The sequence below is a fragment of the Vicingus serpentipes genome (assembly GCF_007993035.1).
GTDB lineage: Bacteria > Bacteroidota > Bacteroidia > Flavobacteriales_E > Vicingaceae > Vicingus > Vicingus serpentipes.
Window position 1 is genome coordinate 1 of record NZ_VOOS01000007.1, and the last position, 20,446, is coordinate 20,446.

Here is a 20,446-nt window from a genome sequence, read left to right on the forward strand (position 1 = left end):
AACTCTGATAATGACTCTATCGCTGAAAATCTTAATGCTGGTAACTACTCTATTACTGTTACTGATGATAATGGTTGTATAAAAGATACAAATGGAGTATCTACTGAACCTTCAATACTGACAACTTCAATTGTAAATACAATAAATACATTTTGTGGGCTATCAAATGGGAGTGCTTTATCTACAGCTACTGGCGGTACTGCTCCATATAGTTTTTTATGGTCAAATGGTGATACAACTGCTTTAATATCAAATGTTTTAGCTGGTAATTACTATGTAACAATCACTGATAATAATGGTTGTAGTAATACTGATTCTATTACATTAATCGATGTTCCAAATCCAAAAGTCACAATAGATGCATCTACTGATGTTCTTTGCTTTGGAGAAAATACAGGTACTGCAACTGCTTCTGCTTCTTTAGGTATACCTCCGTATGAATATATGTGGGCACCAAGCGGTATTAATACTTCTTCCCCTTCTAATCTTATGGCAGGAACACATATTGTAACTTTAATAGACGGAAACGGATGTACATCTAATGATACTATTTTCATTAATGAACCTACCAATTTAGAAGTAAATATCGATTCACTTTTTAATGCTGATTGTAATGGTAATAGCACTGGTGAAATATTTGTATCTGGAATTGGTGGTTCTCCTCAATATGACTATCAATGGTCAAACGGTGAAACAACTCCTTCAATAAATAATTTAATCAGTGGTAACTATACAGTTACTATAACTGACTCAAACAACTGTACAGTTGATAAAACTATAATTATTACTGAACCTGAAATATTAAATGCAACAATTAGTTCGACTCTTAATGAGTTATGTATAGGAAGCGATGATGGTCAAGCTACAGTTACTCCAACTGGGGGTTCCGCGCCATATTTTTACTCATGGAATAGTTCTCCGATTCAAACTACTCAAACTGCTGTAGATTTACCAAATGGTACTTATTCAGTAATTGTTACAGATATTAATGGCTGTATTGATACAACTTCTGCAATTATTAATTCACCAACACCGGTAATTATTAATGATATTCCAGATGTTACAATATGTAATGGCAACAATATTAATCTATCTCCATCTGCTTCAGGGGGGAATGGAGGATACTTATATTTCTGGAATAATTCAATAGGATTAGCTAACCCAGCAAATGTTTCTCCATCATCTACGACTCAATATATAGTTACTGCTATTGATCAAAATGGATGTACAGGAACATCAGATACTGTAATTGTTAATGTTCAATCTTTAGATCAAAGTGATGTAGATGTCATAGTAAATTCACCTATTTGCCAAGGTACTAATACTTTAATTTATGCTACCGTAAATAATCCTAATACTGGTCCATTAAGCTATAGTTGGAATAATGGCTTAGGTAATACTCCAGGAGCTTTTCAAATAGCACCGAATGAACCTACTACTTATATTGTTACTGTATCGAATGCGTGTGGTGTAGTTATTATAGATTCTTCAGCATTAGAATTTAAACCACTTCCTAATGTATTATTCTCTGGAAATGGTTTTGATTGCGCTCCAATTGAAGTAATATTTAATGATTTATCAACCACCCCAATTGACAGTATTGTCTCTTGGAATTGGGATTTTGGCGATGGCGAAATATCAAATGAACAGAATCCATCACACACTTACCTAACTTCTGGTAATTATGATGTAACACTAACTGTATCAACAGATGAAGGATGTGTCAACAACAATACTATTATTAACTCTGTTACTGTTCATCCGAACCCTATAGCTGACTTTACTGCAACACCATTTATTACAGACCTTGACAATGCTGAAATTATCTTTATTGATCAATCTGATGTAGCCATTTCATATTTATGGGATTTTGCAGATGGTGAAACATCTCCTGTAATGAACCCAATACATACTTACCAAGATACAGGGACATACAACGTAAATCTTACAGTAACTAATTCTTTTGGTTGTGAAGGAAGTATTACATTACCTGTTATCGTTAAACCTACATTTAACTTTGAGATACCAAATGCATTTACACCTAACCCTAATGGCCAAAATGGAGGACAATACGATATAAATTCATTAACTAATGATATATTCTATCCTTTTACAAAATTTGTAAAAGATTATCATTTAATGATTTTTAATAGATGGGGTGAATTAATATTTGAATCATTTGATATTAACAAAGGATGGGATGGTTATTTGAATGGTGTTATGCTACAGCAGGATGTATATGTTTGGAAAATAAACCTTACATACATTGATGGAAGTATACTAGAAAAAGCTGGAGATGTTACTTTAATTAGATAATGAATTTTATATATAAACATATCATCATTATATTATTACTTAGCATTAGTATTTTCTCTAATGCCCAAGATCCTCAATTCTCTCAATATTATGCTGCTTCATTATATTTAAATCCTGCGTTTACTGGAAACACTGATGTGGGAAGGTTCTCTGGAATTTACAGAAAACAATGGGCTTCTATACCAGGAGCATTTAATTCATATTCATTTTCATACGACCATAATTTATCAAATTATAATAGCGGAATTGGAATAATAGCAACTCAAGATAAATCAGGAAGTGGAGGATTAAAGTTTACGAATATTGGAGGTTTATATTCCTATGCATTACCTATTAATAGAAAACTATTTGTAAAGGCTGGTATAAAATATTCTTACACATTTAGAGGAATTGACAAAAATGAATTATTATTTGCTGACCAAATTATTAGAGATGGAGCAAATGAAACAGTAGAAAATTTTTCAGACCAAAGGATTTCTTATTTTGATGGTTCAACTGGATTCCTACTCTACTCTTCTGAATTTTGGTTTGGCTTTTCTTTCGATCATCTTACTCAGCCTGAACAATCTCTTATATCTGGAAAAACTAAACTTCCTTTAAAAACATCCATACATGGGGGGTATAAATTTTTAATTGATGAAGGTTATGGAGATGATGAAGGAAGTAACATCATGGTAACTTTTAACTACAAGAAACAACAATATTGGAATCAATTGGACTTAGGAGTATATTATAATAAAAATGTACTGGTCTTAGGAGCATGGTATCGAGGGATTCCTTTTATAAAAAATTATAGTATTTCTGACAATGACGCTATAGTTTTACTAGCAGGAATAGATAACAAAGGATTTAAATTCGCATATTCTTATGACATAACATTATCAAAATTAGAAATTAATAATTCTGGGGGATCACATGAATTATCTCTAATTTATGAATACCCATACAAAAAGAAGAAAAGAAAAAAAAGACACTTTGTTCCATGTGCTAAATTTTAATGTTTTTAGTATATCTTAACTATTATTAAAACAAATCTTTAGTCTTTAAATTTGTTTTAATATTTTCAAGCGTATTTCGTTTTAAATAAATAATATAAAGGAAATAACTTAACATTGTAAAATAAATGTTATTTGAAAGATCGCTACCCTATTCGTTACCCTAGCTACTAGGGAATTCGTATAGAAATCAATGATATCAAAGAATACAGAGAAATAGGTTCAAAAACCTCTTTCTCCGCTCAAATCGACTAAAGCCCTTCAAATATTGAGGGGCTTTTTTACTTAAATTCTATATGTCATCACCAATATTGTTTGTTAATTGTTGTTAAATAAATTAAATTTTACTAAATTATCTCGATTTTTATGGTAACTTAGATTAAATTAAAATTAGATTAAGATTATGGGAAGGCCAGCAACAAAACCTACTAAGTTAAAAGACGGATATTATATAGAAGTTAGAAACAAAGGGGAAAGAAGTGGTATTAAATTAAGAAGAGATACTGAAGAAGCTATGCTTCAAGCAATAAAAGAATATGAACGTGTAAAAGATGTTACTGTTTTAGGTAAAGCTAAAAATGGCAAATTACACGCTATTTAATTTTTAACTACTCAATCATTAATTATGGAAAGTTTAATCATTAAGCTTTCCATTTTTTTTTTCATTTCATAAGGAGTACAATTGTAATTATTTACAATTAAAGCAAAAGCTAGTTCCCTCTTAGATTTTGTAGTAACATATCCTGCATAACTTCTGGCTCTCGTCATATAGCCGCTTTTTGCTCTCAAATTATTTTCAGCAAAAGTTTTTTTACCAATAGATTTTATGGTACCACTTCTACCAGCAATTGGCAGAGAATTATAAAATTCATTGTAGTTTTCACTTTTTTTCATGTATTCTAATATCGAAACCAAATGCATTGCAGAAATTGCATTAAATCTAGATAAACCACTTCCATCATTAAGATATAAACCTTCAACATTTATTCCTTTTCCTTTCCAAAAATTTGTAATGGCTGTAGTACCAGATTCAGGATCTCCACTTTTATAAACTTTCAACCCAATTTGATTTAGCAAATGCTCAGCATATAAATTAATACTGTAAGTATTTGTTTGATTTATTATATCTGTAAGCTTTGGAGAATAAGTTTTTGTTATCAGATGAATTTCTTGATCGCCATCAAACTCCTGTATTCTCTTCGTGGTATATTTATCTTTCAATTTTACCCCCATCATTCTCATCTCCATATCTAATTCAAAAGCTGCTAACAAAGAAGGATCTGGTATTGAGCTTTTCACATCAAATCCTTTTTTATTTAAAGGAATTCCTCCTTTAGCTATTCTATTAACCTGAAATGGAGCACCATAAAAATATGATTCATCTTTCTTTGTATTCGTGCTTTTAACTTCATTCTCGATATTAAACTCTGGAACAAAAGGCATTACACAAGTAATGATCGTTGAATCACCATTTTTTTTCCCAGATTCAAATTCAACTTTACAAGTATTTTCATAGATTGATAATCCTGAGGGCGAAGCTCCATAATAATTACCTAAATCACCCCAAATCCATGTTGAAGGTGTTGTTTGACTTGTAAAACAAGAGGCATCACCAATCACTCTCCCATTTATAGAATCAATACCTAAAGCTTTAATTTTAATAGCCCATTGATTAATAAAATCTCCATAATGTTTCGAATATCTTTCCGCTCCCAAAGAAGGATCTCCTCCACCTTTAATTATAATATCTCCATTTAATACTCTGCACAAAGTATCTATTGAACCTGTATGTAAAATTTGAGTTTTAAAACGAGTATCTCCTCCTAAAATTTCAAGAGCTGATGCTGTTGTAACCAACTTAGTTGTAGAAGCAGGAACTAAACTTTTATTAGAGTTTAATCCTGCAACAACTTGATTGTTTGTTAAGTCTATAGCATAAAAACTAATAGAAGCATTTTTTAAATCTAAATCAGCAACTAATTTTGAAACTTCATTCTTTAAATCCTGAATGGTTTGAGAATAACCCAAAGTAAGTAAGAATGAAAAAAAGGAGCTAATTATAAGTTTCATCTTTAATTTTTAAGTTTTTGAGTAGAATAAGTATAAGCTAATTCAAGCTTTTTAAACCTTTCCTCACCTATTATAGAACATCCTGTTTCTAATAATTCAAAAACCTCTTCTTCTCTGCTTTTAAAATAAGGCTTTACTGTTCTAAATATGTTTAATTCATTCTTAAACTTATCCAATGTATCTTTTGTAAAATCTACCTTTTTATTGCTTGATGTTAAGCCTATTAAAACAACTTCTTTGTCAGCAAAAAAGAATGCATTAATTCCCTGAGGAGTAATATGCTCTATAAACTTAATATTTTTAAGGGCTTTATCAAGAACCACATCACTAAAAAGCTCAACTAAATCTTGAGCTTTTTTTGGACTCTTTTTATTCATTTCAACCCATTCATCATCATATATGCCGTTAGCAATTAAAAAGTGTTTAAAATCTTCTTCTAATTCTAACAACTCATCCTTTGTTAATACTCTGTACTTCATGCTATACTATACTTTTTAAATAAAAGTAGGGAATAAATAAAAATGGGATATTGATCCCCTAAAAAGTTATCAACCAAAGTATTTTAAGAGTTCTAAAGTTCACAATACAAAATAAGTCCGATAATTATATCGAGCTTATTTTCAATTTTATTTACACTGTGCTATTAAATCCATAACCTCTCGTTCAATAATATCTCGCACTTTTGCAAAATCATTTGGCTCCATATGCTTAGGATCTGGCAACCCCCAATCTTCTCTATTTACAGCTTTAATCATCGGACATTCATCTCCACACCCCATCGTAATTGCATAATCCCACTCTATTTGTGGAATTTCATTAAGCCCAAAAGAATTATGCGTACTCAAATCATAACCTACTTCTAACATCGAAGCAATTGCTTTAGGATTAACTACACCTGAAGGGCGAGAACCTGAACTATATACCTCTATGATTCCTTCTCCATGTATTTTACCAAAAGCTTCTGCCATTTGACTTCTACATGAATTTTCAACACAAACAAATAATACTTTTTTCATTTATTAATATTTATATCTATTAGAAAATTTAACTAAAGACAACATTACTGGCACCTCAATCAAAACTCCTACTACAGTTACTAATGCCGCCCCTGAATCTATACCAAAAAGTGCAATAGCTACAGCAACAGCTAACTCAAAAAAGTTACTTGCACCAATCATTGCTGCTGGAGAACATGTTGCATGAGGAAGTTTAATAAATTTACCAATGCCCCAAGCAATAAAAAAGATAAAATAAGTCTGAATTATTAAGGGAATTGCAATTAATAATACTAAAAAGGGATTATCAATTATTGACTGCCCCTTAAAAGCAAACAACAACACCAAAGTAGTTAACAAAGCAAGAATAGAAACTGGTTTTAAATTTTTTAAGAAAACTTTTGAAAACCATTCCTCTCCTTTCATCTTTATTAACCATAACCGAGTAACAACCCCTGCTACCAAAGGAATCACAACGAATGTCACAATAGAGGTTGCTAATGTATTGTATGGCACTTCCACATTAGTAACACCAAGTAAAAGACCAACAATTGGAATAAAAGCTACTAGTATAATTAAATCATTTACTGACACTTGAATTAAAGTATAAGCAGGATCACCATCAGTTAAATAAGACCAAACAAAAACCATAGCTGTACAAGGTGCTGCACCTAATAAAATCGCTCCAGCAATATAATCTTTCGCTTCTTCAGGATTAATATACGCTGCATACAATTGATCAAAAAATACCCACGCAAAAAATGCCATTGTAAAAGGTTTAACCAACCAATTAATTATAACTGTTAACACAAGTCCTTTAGGTTTTGTTCCTGCTTTTTTTACAGAAGTAAAATCTATCTGAACCATCATCGGATAAATCATCAACCAAACTAAAATAGAGACAGGGATGTTCACGTCAAAAATATTCATATCACTCAATACATGAATACTTGTTCCTGCAATTTTACCAACCAAAATCCCCACAACAATACATATCAATACCCAAAGAGTAAGGTACTTTTCAAAAAATCCAATTTTTTTGTCACTTCCCATTTTTATTTGAATTTTTAATTAGCAACATCCTGATTCAGGAGAACAACAACTTTGATTTTGTAAATCTGATAATTTCACTTTTAATTTTTCTTCAGGAATGCCACAATTATCTTTTGCAAGGCAATCGGTAAACTTATTTAACAAAAGAAAATTTTCATTCTCAAAACCTACACTATATTTACCTATTGTCTCTGCTTGGTATTCTACTTCAATTTCGTAATCACCAATATTTAATTTTGATTCAGAAAGATTAATAATATTCAACAGCTTTTCGGCTGATAAACGATGATCATAATCTTTTGCTTGCCACAATTGAAAATTTACTACTTTTTCATTTCTAATTGTTCCTCCACAATCAATATAATTTTTAGTAACCTCCCCCACTTCTGTTACATGAAAATGTGTTGGTACCATTTCCTTATTGGGTAATTGAAAGTTAACTTCCTTAACTCCATTTAAATATTTTTTAAATTCAGATAGCTTCATAATTTATTAGTTTTTAACAGCATTTATTTTTAACATCATAACTATTCATAAACATTCTAGTCATAGAATCTAGTTCACTCCAAACATTCTCATCTATACAATAACAAGTTTTAACACCTGATATCTCCCCTTTTATAATTCCAACTGCTTTTAGCGCTGCTAAATGTTGTGAAATAGTAGATTGAGACAGAGGTAACTCATCTACAATATCTCCACAAACACAAGAATTTTGATTTATTAAAAATTCAATTATAGCTATACGTGCAGGATGACCAAGCGCCTTATACAACTCAGCCTTTCGGTTTTGAATTTCAGAAAATTTAATGGTTTTGGTAGTCCCCATATATGTATTTAATTAATCGTAAAATTACGATTAATTAAATACAACAAAAAGGTTTATAAATATTTTTGAATTGCCTCAGCAATTTCATCTGGAGCTGAACAAGGCTTCATAGTCGTTTTACTGATAAAAACCAGCGTAGTTTGTGCTTCATTTAGCAAATCACCCTTTTCATTAAACGTTTTATAAGTAAAATGAATACGAGCTTTAGGAACTTCTTTTATAGTAGTTTCTATCGTTAATTCATCATCATAAAAAGCAGGTTTATAGTATTTTATAGAAAAATCTAATACTGGCAAAGCAATTCCTTCATCTTCCATTTGCTTATAACTAAAACCTAAACTACGAATAGCTTCCACTCTTGCAACCTCAAAAAAAGCAGCATAATTACCATAATAACAATACCCCATCATATCCGTCTCTGAATATCTTACTCTTACTTTTGTTTTCGACACAAACATATCTTTACTTTAATTTTACATTTAATAAGATTCAAATTTCTAAATTTGAATTCAATAAAAAAACTATAATTGAATAAACTCCATTTATACCTATCATTTCTTTTATTCAGCATTTTATTTGCTTGCTCTAATAAAATTAAATATGTATCAAATAATTCTTCTATAAGTATTGATACAACTTTAAGCAACTACAAAAATGCTACAGAACTCATCACTCCTTACAAAACAGCTTTAGATGCTGAAATGAATGAAGTTTTAGTAATTTCAGCAGAAGAATTTCCTAAAGAAAAAGGCAAACCAGAAACTAAACTAGGAAACTTGGTAGCCGATTTAAGTTTAGAAATAGCAACCGAAATTTATAATGATAGTATCGATTTTTGCTTATTAAACTTTGGAGGCTTAAGAACCTCTTTACCAAAAGGAGAAATCACTATAGGAAAAATATTTGAACTAATGCCTTTTGAAAATGAGTTGGTTGTTTTAACATTAAATAAGGATAGCTTAAAATCATTAATTCATTACTTAAACAGTGTTGGAGGACAGCCAATTTCTGGAAATATTTCCTTTAAATTTTCAGGTAAAGAATTTATCTTAGATGAAAATCTATTCCCAAATAATTACGTAAAAGTTTTAACTTCCGACTATCTAGCAGGTGGTGGCGATAAAATGAATTTTTTCTTAAACCCAATAAAAACAGAAAAAGTAAACATCAAACTTCGTGATGCCATTATTAAATATTGCATCCAAGAAAATTCAAAAGGGAATAAATTAACTAGCAACATAGATGGGAGGATAACTTTTGAGTAGTAGAAGACAATTCATAAAACAAATTTTTATTGCTGGTGGCGGATTAGTTTCGTTGCATGCAATTCCTTTTAGTAGTTATGCCTTATCTAAAGATGAAGCTACAAAAATTACCATTTTACACACTAACGATGTACACAGCCACATCGAACCTTTTCCAAGCAACGATCCTAAATACCCTAATCTTGGTGGAGCAGCCAGAAGAGCTGCTTTAATTGAAAAAATTAGAGCTAGTGAGCAAAATGTATTATTATTAGATGCAGGCGACATTTTTCAAGGCACACCCTACTTCAATAAATTTGAAGGTGAAATTGACTTTAAACTCATGAGTTTAATGCAATATGATGCTGCTACAATTGGAAATCATGATTTTGACAATGGGATTGAAGGATTACAAAAAATGTTACCTCACGCCAACTTTCCTTTTATAAATGCAAACTACAATTTTGACAATACTATCTTAAAAGGAGAAATTATTCCTCATAAGATATTTATTAAAGACAATATTAAAATTGGTGTTTTTGGAGTTGGTGTTGAATTAGATGGCCTAGTAAGTAAAGAATTGTACAAAGAAACTATCTACAACAACCCTATAACAATTGCCAATAAAAAAGCAGCTTTCTTAAAAAATGAAGAACATTGCGACTTAGTTATTTGTTTATCTCATTTAGGGTATGAATATAAAAGTAATAAGGTTTCTGATCTTATTCTTGCAAGGGAAACAACTAATATTGATTTAATTATTGGTGGACATACTCACACTTTTTTAACTCAGCCTACAGAAATTAAAAATAATGTTAAAAAAAGAGTATTAATTAACCAAGTTGGATGGGCAGGAATTAATTTAGGTCGTATCGATTTTTTCATAACTCCCAATAAATCTGCAAACTACTTCCAGTCTAGTGTACAAGCAATTGAAGTTAATTTTTAATTGAGAAAAAACTTTTAAAAAAACAATACTAAAAAAGTTTTTTTTTTCACTTTTTTATTCAAATATTTGTTAGAGTTAAAAACGATGGTAATTTTTTCGACGAACCCATTGATTTTGAAAGAGTTTTAGTAAATTTAAGGTATTAATTATTTATTAACACACGATTATTAAAATCTCAAACTAAGAATTTTATAATATTATTAACGAATAAAAAATAAGGAGTTTTTTACAATGAAGAAAGATTTTACAACGATATGGGAAAACAGCCTTCAAATCATTAAAGACAATGTTAGCTTACAAAGCTATAAAACATGGTTTGAGCCTATAACCCCTATCAAGTTGAAAGATAAAGTCTTAACAATTCAGGTACCGAGCCAATTTTTTTATGAGTGGTTAGAGGAACACTACGTTAATATTCTTAAAAAAACCATTAAAAAGGAATTAGGCCCAGAAGGAAGATTAGAGTATAGCATTGTAATGGAAAACAACCAGAGCAATACTAAACCATACACTGTAAAAATTCCAGCAACTAACAGACAGGCAACTAAGAATAATCCTGTTACTATGCCAATTGATTTAAATAAAGATAAGTCAATCAGAAACCCATTCATTATACCAGGTTTAAAGAAAATTAATGTTGATTCTCAATTAAATCCAAACTACTCATTCAAAAATTTTGTTGAGGGTGATTGTAATCGTTTAGCAAGATCAGCAGGATTTGCGGTAGCAAAAAATCCAGGAGGAACAGCATTTAATCCACTTTTAATTTATGGTGGCGTTGGTTTAGGAAAAACACATTTAGCTCATGCAATTGGTATTGATGTTAAAAATAGATTTCCAAACAAAACTGTATTATACGTTTCTTCAGAAAAATTTACACATCAATTTATTGATGCTGTAAGAAATAACGAACACAATGATTTTATTCATTTCTATCAAATGATAGATGTATTAATTATTGATGATGTTCAATTCTTTGCAGGAAAAGCGAAAACACAAGATGTTTTCTTTCACATATTCAACCATTTACACCAATCAGGAAAACAAATTATTTTAACAGCAGATAAAGCACCTGTTGAAATTATTGGAATGGAACAGCGTTTATTATCCCGTTTCAAATGGGGATTAGCTGCTGATTTACAAGCTCCTGAATTGGAAACTCGTATTGCAATTTTAGAAATGAAAATGTACAACGAAGGATTAGAATTACCTAAAGATGTTGTAGAATATATTGCATACAGCATTACAACAAATGTTAGGGAATTAGAAGGTGCTTTAATTTCTATTTTAGCTCAAGCTTCGCTTAATAAAAAAGCAATTACAATTGATTTGGCTCGCCAAATGGTTGACAAATTTGTTAAGAATACAGCTAGAGAAGTTTCTATTGATTATATACAAAAAGTTGTTTGTGACTATTTCGATATGGGCATTGATACACTAAAATCGAAAACAAGAAAAAGAGAGGTAGTACAAGCAAGACAAATTGCAATGTATTTCTCTAAGCAAATGACAAAATCTAGTTTAGCAACAATTGGAATGCACTGCGGAGGAAAAGACCACGCAACTGTATTGCACGCATGCAAAACTGTAAATAACTTAATGGATACCGACAAAAGATTTAGAGGTTACATTGAGGATTTGAAAAAGAAAATAAGTTTACAATAATATATATTGATATTTATTTTGCACTAACTAAACAGGAATCAACTCAAGATTCCTGTTTTTTTTAAGCTAAAAATTTGAGCTTTTTAAAAAAAGAACATAAAACTCCCCAACATTATAAACCCCTTGACAAAAAAAGTCAGTCACGATTATTTTACATATTAATTGCTATAATTGTTGGAACGTTACTTTACATTTTATCTTTTTACTTATGACAAAAGTTTTATTTGTTTGTTTAGGAAACATCTGCCGTTCGGCAATGGCACAAGGAATTTTAGAACACAAAATAAAAGAACTAAATTTACCAATAACTGTAGATTCGGCAGGAACATCTTCTTACCATATTGGTGATGCACCTGATAAAAGAATGCAAGCAAAAGGACTAGAATACAATATCGATATTTCACAACAACAAGCAAGACAATTCACAACTAGAGATTTTGAAGGCTTTGATTATATATTTGCAATGGACAGTTCAAATTATAACGATATTGTAGCACTTGCAAAAACTGAAAAAGATAAACTGAAAGTAAGTTTGTTTTTAAATCAATCTTCTCCTAACCAAAACAAAAGTGTACCTGATCCATACTATGGAGGAGAGCAGGGTTTTGAAGACGTTTACCAAATGCTTGATATTGCTTGCGATGCTTTTATAAAAAATTTAAACAATGAATAATACAGGAACTTTATATTTAATACCGGTTACTTTAGGAGAAACACCTATTAATCAAGTTATCCCTGAATTTAACTTTCAGTTAATTAACGAAATTGACACTTACATTGTTGAAAATATAAAAACTGCACGAAGATTTTTAAAACGTTCAGGTATTACGATCCCTATTGTTGATTTAACTTTTTACGAACTAAATAAACGAACACAATTAGAAGACTTAGCCAGTTTTATGAAACCTTTATTAGCTGGTAAAAATGTTGGCGTTTTATCGGAAGCTGGCTGTCCAGGTGTTGCTGACCCCGGGGCTGAAATTGTTGACATGGCTCAACAACGCGATATAAAAGTTGTTCCTTTAGTTGGCCCCTCTTCCATCCTTCTTTCGTTAATGGCGAGTGGATTTAACGGACAAAGTTTTTGTTTTAATGGCTATTTACCAAAAGAGCAAAAAGAAAGAGTTGCAAAACTTAAAGAATTAGAGCGAAGAGTTTATAACCAAAAACAAACACAACTTTTTATTGAAACACCCTTTAGGAATGTAAATCTTTTTGAGGATGTGTTGAAAAATTTGAATGACAATACCAAATTATGTATTGCCATTGACATTACTTTGCCAACAGAACAAATTATTACTAAATCAGTTATTGATTGGAAAACTACCAAAATTAACCTACACAAAAGGCCTTGTATATTTTTGATCGGATAAAACCATAAATAAAACTTAATCAATTCAATTTTCTATCCATCTCTCGATAAAACACTAACAATTCTTGTTCTTTTTGTTTTTTATAACCCAACAATAACAACAAATCATTTGCTGCTTCTGTTACCAAAACATCAGGGTAATAATTATCTCGAGCAAAGTGCATATACTTTAATACCTTAAAGGCATTAAACCAATTGAAAAATAGTTTTATAAAATGTATTTGGGTTGGACTGTTTTTCTTTATCTTTTCTAAGTTACCTTTAAAATTAATTTCAGCTAAATAGTCTTTTACAGATTGTGGAAATTCTACATTATTTGAAATATACAATTCAGGAACCTTTTCACAAAACTGCTTTAAATCAATAAAAGACTTTATGCTATAAGATAAATGCTCTTTTTGCTGGTTATCAAGGTAATTTTGCATTGCTTTACCAGTTCCAAAAGGCACCCTATCTGACATCCTAGGTGATGGAATCACTTTGGTAGTAGTAATTTCAGTAAAATTTCCTAAAGGAATAATTTTCTGTAAAAAATAAAAGTCTTCACCTGCTTTGCGTTTGTTCATTCCATTTTGCTTTTGATAAACACTGTTTCTCACTGCCATACTGGAACCTATGGTGTGAAAAGCATAAGGCAAGCCACAAAATTTTAATCCATTTTTATAATAGCGCAAATGCAACTCATATTCTTCAATGCCTTTATAAATATAATCAGGGTATTTATCTCCTTTTAATGGATGCTCAAAATGTATGGAACAACCGGGAGTTTTGGGGTTGTTTTTAAAATGCTTTTCAATTTCTACCAAATAGTTTTGCTCACAAGTTGCATCTGCATCAAAACAAATAATAATTCCATCGGGTTTATTTATTTGCTCAAATCTTATAACTGCTTCATCCATCCCTATTTTTCTAGCCAAACCAACTCCTGCGTCTTTTTGTGGTAAGTTGGGCTCATCAATGAAATAAAAATCAATTCCTTTTTTTGAGTTTTCTTTTTTCCATTTCGATGCCTCTTCTATCGTTTGTTTGTTTTGTTCACGTACCAATTCATCTGCATTTTCAGCTGAATTAATTACTACAATAACCTCAACCCAACAATTTGGTAAATGGCAGTCATACAAACTATCTAGCGAAGCAATTAAATTAGGCTCATTATAACAAGGTATAACTACAATAATTCCTAAATTAGAATTAACCTGATTCTTAAGCAACTGAGGTTTTACAGAATATTTTTGAAGATAATAATTCATCTATAACTTTTCCTTCAAATATTTCCCTGTAAAAGAGCCTTTACATTTTGTTAATTCCTCAGGAATTCCTTCAAAAAGAAGATATCCTCCATTCTCTCCACCATCTGGTCCTAAATCAATTACCCAATCGGCACACTTTACAACATCTAAGTTATGTTCAATAACGATAATAGAGTGTCCAATTGCAATTAGAGCATTAAAGGCTTTTAATAGTTTTTTGATATCATGAAAATGAAGACCTGTAGTAGGTTCATCAAAAATAAATAACAAATTATTATTATCTCTCTTCCCTAAAAAAGAGGCTAATTTAACCCGCTGAGCTTCTCCTCCACTTAGCGTACTTGAAGATTGCCCCAAATGCACATAACCTAAACCAACCTCTTGTAATGGTAGTAACTTTTGCACTATTTTATCTGCAATTTTATCACCGCTTTCTTCAAAAAATAAAATAGCTTCATCGATTGTTAAATCTAAAATGTTTGAAATATGCTTTCCATGAAATTTAATTTCTAAAATTTCATTTTTAAAACGAGCTCCTTTACAATCTTCACACTTTAAATGAATATCAGACATAAATTGCATTTCAACAGTAATCTCACCTTCTCCTTTACAAGCATCACATCTACCTCCATCAACATTAAATGAAAAATGAGATGGTTTTAAACCTCTTGCTTTAGCAAGCTTTTGGGATGAAAACAAACTTCGTATTTCATCGTAAGCTTTTACATAAGTAACAGGATTTGAACGAGAGGATTTACCAATTGGATTTTGATTAATAAACTCTACTCCCGTTATACTTTTTATATCTCCACTTATTTTATCGATACTTCCTGATTGCTCGTTATAGCCATCAAACATCTTTTTTAATGACGGTAACAAACAGTTTTTTACTAATGAAGATTTTCCTGATCCACTTACACCAGTAATTACACTAAGCGTATGCAGTGGAAACTTAACATCAACTCCTTTCAGGTTATTTTCTCTTGCACCTAAAATTTCAATGTACTTATTCCATTTTCTTCTTGTTTGTGGAACTTCTATTTTTTCTTTTCCACTAAAATAGTTTGCAGTTAAACTTGCATCACTTTTCACCAATTCTTGATAAGAACCTTGAAATACAAGCTCTCCACCAAGATGTCCTGCTTCTGGTCCTAAATCAATAATTTCATCTGCAGCCTTAATTATATCTTCATCATGCTCTACAATCAATACTGTATTCCCAATATCTCTTAAGGTTTTTAATACTCCAATTAATTGCTCTGTATCCTTAGAATGCAAACCAATACTTGGTTCATCCAAAACATACATTGAACCTACTAAACTGCTTCCTAAAGAAGTGGCTAAATTTATTCTTTGCGATTCTCCTCCAGATAAAGTTGATGATAACCTATTTAAGGTTAAATAACCTAACCCTACATTATTTAAAAACCCTACCCTACTAGACAATTCTATCAATAAGCGATTTGCAATTTCTGTATCCTCCTTATTTAACGCTTTTTTTAAAGAGTTAAAGTAATTATTCAGTTTTGAAATAGGCATTAATACTAAATCGGTAATTGTATGATTATCAATTTTAACATAATTAGCATCTTTTCTTAATCTAGTTCCTTTACAGTCTGAACAAGTTGTTTTACCTCTATACCTCGAAAGCATTACTCGATATTGAATCTTATAACTCTCACCTTCAACCATTTTAAAGAATTCGTTTAACCCTTTAAAATATTTATTTCCTTCCCATAACAATCGGTATTGCTTAGGTGTTAAATCATAAATTGGTTTATGTATTGGAAAATCAAACTTTGTAGATTGCATGATAAAATCATCTTTCCATGCTTGCATTTTTTCTCCTTTCCAACAAACTATTGCATCTTCGTAAACTGATAAACTTTTGTTAGGCATTACTAGATCTTCATCTATTCCTATTACACTACCATATCCATCACAAGTTTTACAAGCGCCTATAGGATTATTAAAACTAAAAAAATGTACGTTAGGCTCATGAAACTCTATTCCATCTAACTCAAATTTGTTGCTAAAGTTTTTAGTAATCAATTTATCATTACTATCTGCTATAACAGTACAAATTCCTTTTCCTTCAAAAAAAGCGGTTTCAACACTATCGTAAATACGACTTAAATTATCAGTATCGCTCTTATCAATAGCAAAACGATCTATTAAAACATCAAGTTTTTCTTTATCTAAATCTTTTAAATCTATCTTATCTATTCGTTCTACTTTATTATTTAACCATAATCGAGTAAAACCTTGTTGCTTTAATAATTCTAATTGTTTTGCTGGTTTTCTATCCTCAAAATAAATAGTAGTAATTAAAAAGGTTTTTGTTCCATTTTCATTTTTATTCAACCAATTCACCACATCATTTAACGTATCTCTTTTAACAATTTCACCAGAAACTGGAGAATAGGTTTTACCAATACGTGCAAATAATAATTTTAAATAATCATAAATTTCGGTTGATGTTCCAACTGTAGAACGTTTATTAACTGTATTTACTTTTTGCTCAATTGCTATTGCTGGTGAAATCCCATAAATATGGTCTACATCTGGTTTTTCTAGTTTCCCTAAAAACTGTCTGGCATAAGATGATAAGCTCTCTACATATCTTCGCTGGCCTTCGGCAAACAAAGTATCAAATGCTAAAGAAGATTTACCAGAACCTGACAATCCAGTTATAACCGTTAATTTTTTTTGAGGAATAGCTACATCAATATTTTTTAAATTATGAACCCGAGCACCCTTAACAATAATGTGCGTTTTTGTAGTTACTTCAGGCTTTTTGGTAGCTGCCATATTGAATTTAGCTGTTAATTAGTGTTAAAAAATACGAAGTTACTCTTCTTTTTAGTAGATTTGAACCGAACAAAAAATAAAAAATAACGTAAGAGTACAATATCACAATTAAAATTACGTTACTAGATTATTACTAAAATTATACGCCTATAAAATAATATTTACTTTTTTTTAAAAAATATAAGCCAAAGTGCTTTACATATTTATAACTAAATAAAGTAGATATTATGATACTTTCAAACCTTTCGGAAAAAGAACTAATTAATGCCTATATAAAAGGTAACGAATTAGCTATTGAACAACTTATTTTAACCCATAAAAATAAAGTTTACTCTTACATCTATTATAAAATAAAAGATGAAGATTTAGCTGAAGATATTTTTCAAGATACTTTTATAAAAGCTATTAATACCATAAAAAAAGGGAAATATAATGATGAAGGTAAATTTTTACCTTGGGTAATGCGAATTGCACATAATTTAATTATTGACCACTATAGAAAAAATAGTAGAATGCCAATGGTTAAAGGAAATAGTGAATTTGACATTTTTGATATTATCCCTTCAAATGATAAAAACAAGCATGAACAAATTGAAGCCGAACAAATTCATGATAGGTTAAAAAAATTGGTAAAACACTTACCACACGACCAAAAAGAAGTTTTAATGATGCGAATTTATTTTGATATGAGTTTTAAAGAAATTTCGGAAATGACCAATGTCAGTATCAATACTGCTTTAGGTAGAATGCGTTATGCTTTAATAAATCTTAGAAAAATGGCTGAAGAAAAAAACATAACTTATTCTATTAGTTGATAAATATTAAAACTTAAACCTCATCAATCCCAAATATTTTATTTGGGATTTTTTGTTTGATACAATAAGTAAATAAATCTATCGTTAATTGTTTAAACTTATTTAAAATATAGCCTATGCAAACTTTTACTCATTTAGATTTTTTACAATTAACATCGAAAGAAAAAAAGTTAAAATCAGAAATAACTGAAAATGTGAAAAACGTAAAATCACCAAAACAACAAACTATCAACAATATTTTAAATTACTCTAAAGCATTAAGCATAAGAGAATCTAAACATATTGAACACATTGAAATAGTTTTAAATTAAAACACAAAATCCCGCTGAGTGCGGGATTTTTTAATTTACCTCAGTTCATTTTATTAATATTGCTGAGTATAATGAATTTTAAATTTTCAATAGCACTATTTCTTAGTCTTACTCTTTTAACCCTATCGTTAAAAGCACAACAAGACAGCGCAAAAACTGAGACAACTAAACCTAAAAATGTATTCATAAAAAAAGCTGCAATTCCTTCAGTTTTAATTATAAGTGGATTGTCATTAAACAGAAGTGTTTTTGAAAAAAACTTAAACAGAGATTTAAGAAATAAAGTAGGAAATGATTATGAATTTAGGATTGACGACTATATACAATATGCTCCTATTGCTGAAATGTACATTGCAGATGCTTTAGGAATTAAAGCCAAAAACCATTGGTTTGACCAAACTAAAAATTTAGCTTTTAGCAACCTTTTCACTGCTATTGTTATCCATTCCATTAAACGTGGCATGAACAAAACCCGCCCTAATGGTTCTGGGCATTCTTTCCCTTCTGGACATACAGCAACAGCTTTTACAGGTGCAACTGTTTTATTTCAAGAATTTAAAGAAACTAATTCGGTGCTTGCCTATAGTGGATTTGCTTTTGCTACTACAACCGGAACTTTTAGAATGATTAACAACGCACATTGGTTTTCTGATGTGTTAGCTGGTGCTGGAATTAGTATATTAATGACCAACATCGTTTACCAAATTGAGCCACTTAAAAACTGGAATCCCTTTAAAAAGAATAATAATGTCTCTCTAATTCCTTATTTCAATGAAAATGAAACAGGAATCTATTTAACCAAACGGTTTTAGAAAACTACTCTAGCACCTAACATTGGCTGGCCTAAAAAACTTGTAACAGTGAGCTCTGGAGTATATTTAGTTTTATTATAAGAAAACTTTTTATTTTCAACTTTTGTAATTCTTCTGTTTGAAGAAACTGTACCAACTGCATAACCAATTAAAATTCCCAACGGATAATCTCCAGCCCAATGAACTCCACTATTCATCATTTCAACTCCAAGCAATCCCATCATAGTATAACCAACTGGTTTAATCCATTTTACTTCCGGATAATTTCTTGCTATAACAGTAAATGTTGCCGTTAAAGTTGCCATATGACCAGATGGGAACGCATCATAATTAGGTGTGTTTACCATATACTCTTTTAAATTTGGAAAAAACTGCCATTTACCACCATCAACAACAGCTCTATTTGGTGTTTGCCTCCCAAATACTCTTTTCAAACCTTGAGTCATTACGCCTAGCGTTAAAATGCTTTCGCCTATTTCTACAGAAGTATGAATAGCTCGATAATCTTTTTTAATAAGACCTGTTACTAAAAGACCTGTTGCATAAACCATAGAAGTATTCCCATGACCTAAGTGATAATAAAAGGAAGAAATGTTAGTCGGAAAATCCATCCCTCCTATTAGCTTTTTATAGCGATGACTTCTCGAAAGGCCAACGTTTGCAGAAATATTTTGAGTATGATTTACTAAATCTTGATCTAAAGGTATAAGTACCGCTGTTAAAGCAGCTGTAATTCCTAATAACTTTGCCCCATCTTTTGTTGCAATTCCTTTTCCTAAATCGACATAGTTTTTAGGGATGTTTACAAATAAATCAAAAAATCTTGGTTTGCTATAACCGTATTGAAGCTCTTCAGTAATTTGATGAAACTGTAAATTAGAAGTATCTGTTTGAGCAAAGCAACTCAAACAACTAAAAAAAACGTATAAACTAAATACTATCTTCATAAAATTACAATA

General features: G+C 30.5%; 21 protein-coding genes. 11 read left to right on the plus strand and 10 right to left on the minus strand.

Annotated features, from left to right (window positions below; translation table 11 throughout):
• The 3 genes from FRY74_RS12390 to FRY74_RS12400 all read left to right on the plus strand — a co-directional run.
• On the plus strand, positions 1-2,316 hold a 2,316-nt coding region (locus FRY74_RS12390), incomplete at its 5' end, for a PKD domain-containing protein (RefSeq protein ID WP_147102085.1).
• Entirely contained in the window at positions 2,316-3,314 is a 999-nt protein-coding gene (locus tag FRY74_RS12395; protein ID WP_147102087.1) for a PorP/SprF family type IX secretion system membrane protein, read from the plus strand. The genes FRY74_RS12390 and FRY74_RS12395, both read left to right, overlap by 1 nt.
• Positions 3,315-3,714: 400 nt before the next feature.
• The gene (locus tag FRY74_RS12400; protein WP_147102089.1) at positions 3,715-3,912 is read left to right on the plus strand and encodes a hypothetical protein; all 198 of its coding nucleotides are present in this window, start codon (positions 3,715-3,717) and stop codon (positions 3,910-3,912) included.
• Between the two features lie 11 nt (positions 3,913-3,923).
• Here the strand turns inward: FRY74_RS12400 and dacB are convergent, their stop codons facing one another.
• The 7 genes from dacB to FRY74_RS12435 all read right to left on the minus strand — a co-directional run bounded on the left by dacB (position 3,924) and on the right by FRY74_RS12435 (position 8,716).
• Complete coding sequence (gene dacB / locus FRY74_RS12405) at positions 3,924-5,381, minus strand: D-alanyl-D-alanine carboxypeptidase/D-alanyl-D-alanine endopeptidase (protein WP_147102091.1); 1,458 nt, start codon at positions 5,379-5,381, stop codon at positions 3,924-3,926.
• A 2-nt stretch (positions 5,382-5,383) separates the two neighbouring features.
• Entirely contained in the window at positions 5,384-5,860 is a 477-nt protein-coding gene (locus FRY74_RS12410) for a DUF6495 family protein (protein ID WP_147102093.1), read from the minus strand.
• 147 nt (positions 5,861-6,007) lie between these two features.
• Complete coding sequence (locus FRY74_RS12415) at positions 6,008-6,397, minus strand: arsenate reductase ArsC (RefSeq protein ID WP_147102094.1); 390 nt, start codon at positions 6,395-6,397, stop codon at positions 6,008-6,010.
• Between the two features lie 3 nt (positions 6,398-6,400).
• A complete protein-coding gene (gene arsB / locus FRY74_RS12420) occupies positions 6,401-7,429 on the minus strand; it encodes an ACR3 family arsenite efflux transporter (RefSeq protein ID WP_147102096.1) in 1,029 nt (342 codons plus the stop codon).
• An 18-nt stretch (positions 7,430-7,447) separates the two neighbouring features.
• Positions 7,448-7,915 carry a DUF6428 family protein gene (locus FRY74_RS12425; RefSeq protein WP_147102098.1) on the minus strand — a complete coding sequence of 156 codons (468 nt, stop codon included), beginning with the start codon at positions 7,913-7,915 and terminating at the stop codon, positions 7,448-7,450.
• Positions 7,916-7,928: 13 nt separating this feature from the next.
• On the minus strand, positions 7,929-8,258 hold the full coding sequence (locus FRY74_RS12430) for an ArsR/SmtB family transcription factor (RefSeq protein ID WP_147102100.1): 330 nt from the start codon (positions 8,256-8,258) through the stop codon (positions 7,929-7,931).
• 53 nt (positions 8,259-8,311) lie between these two features.
• Positions 8,312-8,716 carry an acyl-CoA thioesterase gene (locus FRY74_RS12435; RefSeq protein ID WP_147102102.1) on the minus strand — a complete coding sequence of 135 codons (405 nt, stop codon included), beginning with the start codon at positions 8,714-8,716 and terminating at the stop codon, positions 8,312-8,314.
• Positions 8,717-8,785: 69 nt separating this feature from the next.
• On the opposite strand from FRY74_RS12435, the gene FRY74_RS12440 reads away from it, so the two are divergent.
• From FRY74_RS12440 to FRY74_RS12460, 5 genes are all read left to right on the plus strand, one after another.
• Positions 8,786-9,523 (plus strand): 5'-nucleotidase C-terminal domain-containing protein, encoded by a 738-nt coding sequence (locus FRY74_RS12440; RefSeq protein ID WP_147102104.1) that lies wholly within the window; start codon positions 8,786-8,788, stop codon positions 9,521-9,523.
• A complete protein-coding gene (locus FRY74_RS12445; protein ID WP_147102106.1) occupies positions 9,516-10,451 on the plus strand; it encodes a bifunctional metallophosphatase/5'-nucleotidase in 936 nt (311 codons plus the stop codon). Before FRY74_RS12440 ends, FRY74_RS12445 begins: the two co-directional genes overlap by 8 nt.
• Before the next feature lie 231 nt (positions 10,452-10,682).
• Positions 10,683-12,116 (plus strand): chromosomal replication initiator protein DnaA, encoded by a 1,434-nt coding sequence (gene dnaA / locus FRY74_RS12450; RefSeq protein WP_147102108.1) that lies wholly within the window; start codon positions 10,683-10,685, stop codon positions 12,114-12,116.
• A 208-nt stretch (positions 12,117-12,324) separates the two neighbouring features.
• Positions 12,325-12,789, plus strand: a complete 465-nt coding sequence (locus tag FRY74_RS12455; protein ID WP_147102110.1) for a low molecular weight protein-tyrosine-phosphatase — start codon at positions 12,325-12,327, stop codon at positions 12,787-12,789.
• Positions 12,782-13,489: an SAM-dependent methyltransferase gene (locus tag FRY74_RS12460; protein WP_147102112.1), complete on the plus strand. Its 708-nt coding sequence runs from the start codon at positions 12,782-12,784 to the stop codon at positions 13,487-13,489. Before FRY74_RS12455 ends, FRY74_RS12460 begins: the two co-directional genes overlap by 8 nt.
• Before the next feature lie 19 nt (positions 13,490-13,508).
• Here FRY74_RS12460 and FRY74_RS12465 read toward each other — a convergent pair whose 3' ends face one another.
• Positions 13,509-14,738: a glycosyltransferase gene (locus tag FRY74_RS12465; protein WP_147102113.1), complete on the minus strand. Its 1,230-nt coding sequence runs from the start codon at positions 14,736-14,738 to the stop codon at positions 13,509-13,511.
• Positions 14,739-17,549, minus strand: a complete 2,811-nt coding sequence (gene uvrA / locus FRY74_RS12470) for an excinuclease ABC subunit UvrA (RefSeq protein WP_147102115.1) — start codon at positions 17,547-17,549, stop codon at positions 14,739-14,741.
• A gap of 227 nt (positions 17,550-17,776) precedes the next feature.
• Here uvrA and FRY74_RS12475 point away from each other — a divergent pair, with 227 nt between their 5' ends.
• The 3 genes from FRY74_RS12475 (at position 17,777) to FRY74_RS12485 (ending at position 19,487) form a co-directional block, all read left to right on the plus strand.
• Positions 17,777-18,364: an RNA polymerase sigma factor gene (locus FRY74_RS12475; RefSeq protein ID WP_147102117.1), complete on the plus strand. Its 588-nt coding sequence runs from the start codon at positions 17,777-17,779 to the stop codon at positions 18,362-18,364.
• 116 nt (positions 18,365-18,480) lie between these two features.
• Positions 18,481-18,675: a hypothetical protein gene (locus FRY74_RS12480; protein WP_147102119.1), complete on the plus strand. Its 195-nt coding sequence runs from the start codon at positions 18,481-18,483 to the stop codon at positions 18,673-18,675.
• Between the two features lie 71 nt (positions 18,676-18,746).
• Positions 18,747-19,487 carry a phosphatase PAP2 family protein gene (locus FRY74_RS12485; protein ID WP_147102121.1) on the plus strand — a complete coding sequence of 247 codons (741 nt, stop codon included), beginning with the start codon at positions 18,747-18,749 and terminating at the stop codon, positions 19,485-19,487.
• Here FRY74_RS12485 and FRY74_RS12490 read toward each other — a convergent pair.
• The gene (locus tag FRY74_RS12490; RefSeq protein WP_147102123.1) at positions 19,484-20,434 is read right to left on the minus strand and encodes a phosphatase PAP2 family protein; all 951 of its coding nucleotides are present in this window, start codon (positions 20,432-20,434) and stop codon (positions 19,484-19,486) included. The genes FRY74_RS12485 and FRY74_RS12490 overlap by 4 nt on opposite strands.
• Between the last annotated feature and the right edge of the window lie 12 nt (positions 20,435-20,446).